The sequence below is a fragment of the Roseateles sp. P5_B10 genome (assembly GCF_056400485.1).
The window spans coordinates 1-4656 of sequence record NZ_JBFULE010000412.1; the positions used below are offsets into that span (position 1 = coordinate 1).

Here is a 4656-nt window from a genome sequence, read left to right on the forward strand (position 1 = left end):
GATCAGCATGGCGGTCTGCCTGGAGTCATTTTGCGGTGATCGTCGCACGCTCCAGCGCGAGGTTCAGGGCCAGCACGTTGACGCGCGGCTCGCCGAGGAAGCCGAGCCGGCGGCCCTCGGTGTGCTGCTCGACCAGCGCCCTCACCTGCTCCGGTGGCAGCCCACGTGCCCGGGCGACGCGGGCGAGCTGGTAGTCGGCGGCGGCCTGGCTGATATGGGGGTCCAGGCCGCTGGCGGAGGCGGTGACGAGGTCGACCGGCACCGGCGCCAGGTTGCCCGGGTCGGCCGCGCGCAAGGCGTCGATGCGCGCCTTGACCGCATCGACCAGGGCCGGCGCCGTCGGCGCGAGATTGGAGCCGCCGGAGTTGGCCGCGTTGTAGGGCGCCGGCGCGGTGGCCGAGGGGCGGCTCCAGAAATGCCCGGGGGCGGTGAAGGCCTGGCCGATCAGCTCGGAGCCGATCGGCCTGCCGTCCTGGATGACGAGGCTGCCATTGGCCGCATGGGGAAAGAGCGCCTGCGCCAGGCCAGTGACGGCCAGCGGGTAGGCCAGGCCAGTGACGAGGCTGAGCAGCACGAACAGGGTCAATGCGGGGCGGAGTTGGGTGTTCATGATTCAAGCAAGGTGAAGGGCCACGAGCAGCAGGTCGATTGCCTTGATGCCGATGAAGGGGACGATGACGCCGCCCAGGCCGTAGACGAGCAGGTTGCGGCGCAGCAGCGCGGCGGCGCCGATGGCGCGGTAGCGCACGCCCTTGAGCGCCAATGGGATCAGCACGACGATGATCAACGCGTTGAAGATGACCGCCGACAGGATGGCCGAGTTGGGACTGGCCAGGCGCATCACGTTCAGCGCGCCGAGCTGCGGATAGGTCGACACGAAGGCCGCCGGCAGCACCGCGAAATACTTGGCCAGGTCGTTGGCGATGCTGAAGGTCGTCAGCGACCCACGCGTCATCAGCATCTGCTTGCCCGTCTCGACGATCTCGATGAGCTTGGTCGGGTTGCTGTCCAGGTCGACCATGTTGCCAGCCTCCTTGGCCGCCTGGGTGCCGCTGTTCATGGCGACGGCCACGTCGGCCTGGGCCAGCGCCGGGGCGTCATTGGTGCCGTCGCCGGTCATAGCCACCAGCCTGCCCTGGGCCTGGTGCTCGCGGATCAGCGCCAGCTTGGCCTCGGGCGTGGCCTCGGCGAGGAAGTCGTCCACGCCGGCCTCGGCGGCAATGGCTGCGGCCGTCAGCCGGTTGTCGCCGGTGACCATGACCGTCTTGATGCCCATGCGGCGCATCTGCGCAAAGCGCTCCTTGATGCCGGGCTTGACGATGTCCTTGAGTTCGACGACGCCGAGCACCCGCACGTCATCGACGACAACCAGCGGCGTGCTGCCTCGGCGGGCGGCCTCGTCGACGCTGGCCTGCACGCTGGCCGGCCAGCGGCCGCCCAGGGCTTCAACGTGAGCGCGCACCGCGCTGCCAGCACCCTTGCGGATCCGGCGGGCGCCGAGATCCACGCCGCTCATGCGCGTCTGCGCCGTGAAGGGCACGAACTCGCCCCGTTCCGTGGCCGTGGCCGCGCCGAACTTGCGGTCGGCAAGCGCCACGATGCTGCGGCCCTCGGGCGTCTCGTCGGCCAGCGACGCCAGGCGCGCCACCTCGGCGAGCTGAGCTTCGCTGGCGCCTTCTACCGGCCAGAACGCATCGGCCTGGCGGTTGCCCAGCGTGATGGTGCCGGTCTTGTCCAGCAGCAACACGTCGACGTCGCCCGCGGCTTCAACAGCGCGGCCCGAGGTGGCGATGACATTGGCCTGCAGCATGCGGCTCATGCCGGCCACACCGACGGCCGACAGCAGGCCGGCGATGGTGGTCGGAATCAGGCAGACCAACAGCGCCACCAGCACGACGAGGCTGACCGGCTCGCCCGCGCCGGCCACCGCCACGCTGAACTGAGAGAACGGCAGCAGCGTGGTGCAGACACCCAGGAAGACCAGCGTCAACGCGACCAGCAGGATGGTCAGCGCGATCTCGTTGGGCGTCTTCTTGCGCTTGGCGTTCTCGACCATGGCGATCATGCGGTCGACAAAGGTCTCGCCTGGGTTCACGGCCACGCGGGCCACGACCCAGTCGGACAGCACGCGGGTGCCGCCAGTCAGCGCCGAGAAGTCACCGCCGCTCTCGCGGATGACGGGGGCGGACTCGCCGGTGATGGCGCTCTCGTCCACCGAGGCGACGCCGTCGATGACCTCGGCATCGGCCGGCACGACATCGCCGGCCTCGATCAGCACGACTTCGCCCTTGCGCAGCGTGCCGGCCTCGCGGGGGTGCCACTTGATCGTGTCACGTGGCGCACCGGGCTTCCAGTCGTCGGTCACCTTGGCCCAGGTTTCCTTTTTCAACCCGCGCAGCGACGCCGCTTGCGCCTTGCTGCGGCCCTCGGCCAGAGCCTCGGCGAAGTTGGCGAACAGCACGGTGAACCACAACCAGACCGTTACCGCGACAACGAAGCCGTTCGGTTGCGCGACGGACAAGCCCGTCGTCAACAGGCTGCCGAGGTAGACGACGAACATCACCGGGTTGCGCAACTGCGTGCGCGGGTCCAGCTTGCGAAAGGCGTCGACCAGGGCGGCGCGGGTCAGCGCCGGGTCGAGCAGGGAAAAACCAGCAGCGCGATTCATGAAGCGCTCCAAAGGATCAGGTGCTCGACGACGGGCCCCAGGGCCAGCGCCGGCACATAGTTCAGAAGACCGACCAGCAGCACGGCGCCGATCAGCAGCACGACGAAGAGGGGGCCATGCGTGGGCAGGGTGCCCTCGCCCGCCGCCAGCCGCTTCTTACCCGCCAGCGAGCCGGCCATGGCCAGCACCGGCACGATGACGCCGAAGCGGCCTATCCACATCACCAGGGCCAGCAGCCCGTTGTAGAAAGGCGTGTTGGCCGACAGGCCGGCGAAGGCGCTGCCGTTGTTGTTGCCGGCGGACGAGAGCGCGTACAGCACCTCGCTGAAGCCATGCGCGCCAGGCGCCGCGATGCCGGCCTTGCCGGGCTCCAAGATCACGGCGACGGCCGTGCCGATGAGCACCGCCAATGGCGTCAGCAGGATGGCCAGCGAGACCATCTTCATCTCGTGCGCCTCGATCTTCTTGCCGAGGTATTCAGGCGTGCGGCCAATCATCAACCCGGCGACGAAGACGGCCAGGATGGCGAACACCAGCATGCCGTACAGACCCGCGCCGACGCCGCCGAAGACGACCTCGCCGAGCTGCATCAGTACCATGGGCACGGCCCCGCCCAGCGGCGTGAAGCTGTCGTGCATGGCGTTGACGGCGCCGCAGCTGGCGGCCGTCGTGATGACGGCGAACAGCGAAGAGGCGGCTATGCCGAAGCGCACTTCCTTGCCCTCCATGTTGCCGCCCGACTGCGTGGCCGTCTGGGCCGAGTCGACACCCAGCGCGGCGAGATGCGGGTTGCCGGCCTGCTCGGCCGACGTGGCGATGACGACGGCGACAACGAACATCGCCGTCATCGCCCCCAGCAGCGCCCAACCCTGGCGCATGTCGCCAACCTGGCGGCCCAGCACGAAGCACAGCGCCGCCGGGATCAGGAAGATGGACAGCATCTGCAGCGCATTGGTCGCCGCGGTCGGGTTCTCGAAGGGGTGGGCCGAGTTGGCGTTGAAGAAGCCACCGCCGTTGGTGCCCAGCATCTTGATGGCGAGCTGCGAAGCGACCGGACCGAGAGCAATGCTCTGGCTCTGGCCGTGCTTGTCTTCCATGACGGGCTGACCGTCGGCGCCCTTCAGCGGCTGGCCGGCTTCGTCGAGCTTGGGCTCCTGCCATGTCTGAGCCTCAATGGTCGTGACGTCCTGATAAGGCTTGAGCGTCTGCACGACGCCCATGCCGGCGAGAACGATGGCGAAGACGAAGGACAGCGGCAGCAGCACCCACAGCGCGGCGCGGGTCAGGTCGGCCCAGACGTTGCCGATGGCCTGGKCGCTGTGGCGCGCGAAGCCACGCACGAAGGCGATGACGACAGCGATGCCGGTAGCGGCCGACAGGAAGTTCTGCACCGTCAGCGCGAGCATCTGCGTCAGATAGCTCATCGTCGACTCACCGCCATAGCCCTGCCAGTTCGTGTTGGTCACGAAGCTGATGGCAGTGTTGAAGGCCGAGTCTGGCGACACCGCGGCCAGGCCCTGCGGGTTCAGCGGCAGCAGATGCTGCAGGCGCTGCAGCGCATAGACGGCAGCGATGCCGAGGGCATTGAAGACGAGCAGGCCGAGGGCATAGCGCAGCCAGCCTTGCTCGGCGTCGGCATCCACGCCGGCCAGCTTGAGCAGGCCGCGCTCGACGCGGCGCAGCCACCCGACGCGGCCTTCCATGGCCGCGTGAATCCAGYGTGCCAGTGGCCAGGCCAGCACGAGCAGCACGACAAGAAAGACGATGAGCTGGACCCAGGCCGAGGTACTCATGACAAGTCCTCCGGGAACAGCAGCGCCCAGAACAGATAGCCGACAAGCCCGACGACGAGGATGGCGGCGGCGAGTTCGAAGCCACTCATGACTTCCTCCTCGCCAATTTTTCGCAGCCCCAGGCCGCGAGCCCGGTCAACAGCGCGAGAGCCGCGCCCAGAACCAGAAACATGATGTCCATGACACCTCCATAAC

At 68.3% G+C, this 4656-nt stretch carries 4 protein-coding genes; all 4 read right to left on the reverse strand.

Annotation, left to right across the window (positions count from 1 at the left end; genetic code table 11):
- Positions 1-25: 25 nt before the first annotated feature.
- Genes kdpC through kdpF form a run of 4 tightly spaced genes read right to left on the reverse strand, consistent with a single transcriptional unit; the run spans position 26 to position 4550 of the window.
- Positions 26-610: a potassium-transporting ATPase subunit KdpC gene (kdpC, locus tag AC1DU6_RS20650; RefSeq protein ID WP_457324987.1), complete on the reverse strand. Its 585-nt coding sequence runs from the start codon at positions 608-610 to the stop codon at positions 26-28.
- A 3-nt stretch (positions 611-613) separates the two neighbouring features.
- Positions 614-2668, reverse strand: a complete 2055-nt coding sequence (kdpB, locus tag AC1DU6_RS20655; protein WP_477859245.1) for a potassium-transporting ATPase subunit KdpB — start codon at positions 2666-2668, stop codon at positions 614-616.
- A complete protein-coding gene (gene kdpA, locus AC1DU6_RS20660) occupies positions 2665-4461 on the reverse strand; it encodes a potassium-transporting ATPase subunit KdpA (RefSeq protein ID WP_477859247.1) in 1797 nt (598 codons plus the stop codon). Before kdpA ends, kdpB begins: the two co-directional genes overlap by 4 nt.
- Positions 4458-4550: a K(+)-transporting ATPase subunit F gene (gene kdpF / locus AC1DU6_RS20665; protein WP_082532572.1), complete on the reverse strand. Its 93-nt coding sequence runs from the start codon at positions 4548-4550 to the stop codon at positions 4458-4460. Before kdpF ends, kdpA begins: the two co-directional genes overlap by 4 nt.
- Positions 4551-4656: the final 106 nt, after the last annotated feature.